This window comes from Rhizobacter sp. P3_B12, from assembly GCF_056402895.1.
The window spans coordinates 1-1069 of sequence record NZ_JBFUGN010001456.1 but is presented as its reverse complement, the minus strand read 5'-3'; the positions used below and the strand labels follow the sequence as shown (position 1 = coordinate 1069).

Annotated in this window: 1 protein-coding gene and 1 pseudogene; both read right to left on the bottom strand. The window is 71.5% G+C overall.

Annotated elements, in window-relative coordinates; translation table 11 throughout:
- A pseudogene (locus AC1D01_RS36055) lies at positions 1 to 269 on the bottom strand (hypothetical protein); the annotation flags it as partial.
- A 112-nt stretch (positions 270 to 381) separates the two neighbouring features.
- On the bottom strand, positions 382 to 1069 hold a 688-nt coding region (locus tag AC1D01_RS36050), incomplete at its 5' end, for an IPT/TIG domain-containing protein (RefSeq protein WP_477874520.1).

Here is a 1069-nt window from a genome sequence, read left to right as displayed (position 1 = left end):
CGCGCAGGCAGCGGTCGACCGACGCGCAAGGCCCGCAGCACACGCGACACCAGGCCGGGGCGGGACTCGTCGGCCGGCGGCAGCGGTGATGCTGGCGTGGCCGGCGTGGCCGGGGCCTGCAGCGCGGCCGCGGCTTCAGAGGCCGCCACCGGATCGGACGCCACCGGCGCATCGTGCGCCAGCGCGCGATCGGCCATGCGGTCGGCCTGGCGTTCGGCGAAATCGTCGCGGTCGCCGAGTTTGAGTTTCGGGCTCAGCTTGAGGTGCAACGGCGGCGCGATCAGCGGCGCCCGTCTGGCGGGGCCGCGTCCCGTCGATTGACGGGGCGCGAGTGCGAGTGCCGGTGCCTGCAAGATCGTCTCGCCCGGGCGCCGTCGCGGCTCAGGTCACCCGGATGGTGGCCACGTTGCTGCGCACGCCGTTGTTGATCACGACGACGGATCCCGAGGTCACGCCGGCGGGAACGGTGGCCACGATGCGCACGCGCGACGAGGTGTCGGTGGTGAATTCCCAGCTGACGATGCTGGCGTTGACGCCGCCGATCTGCACCGAGTCGGCGCTCGACTGCGCGGGGCCGAAGTTCCAGCCGAGGATGGTGACGTCCGTTCCCGCCGCAGCGCGACGCGGCGAGATGGTGTCGATCCAGGGCGTGTGGATGCGGCAGGCCTCGACCGCGTTCTCGGAGTTCAGTTCGCGCTGGTTCTGGTCGGCCCGCGCCGTCGGGTCGCAGGTGTGGAACATCTCGTGCAGCAGCGTGGAGGCCAGCATGAAGCGGCCGATGCGGAAGGCACGCAGGTTGAACGCGATGTTGTTGCCGCTGCGCTCGCCGAAGACGTTGTCGTCCTGCGGCCTCAGGAAGACGTTGGCGTTGTCGAAGGCGTTGCGCAGGGCGTTGGTGCCGCCGCAGCCGGTGTCGAAGAAGTTCTGGCAGTTGCGCGAGCCGAGCACGCCGCGCACGATGTTCTCGGCCTGGCCGACGCGGCGCAGCTGCTCGGGGTCGCTGACGACTTCCCAGTCCGTCGGTGCCGGGGCCGCGCCGATGGTCCAGCGCCGCACGACCCCCTGGCCC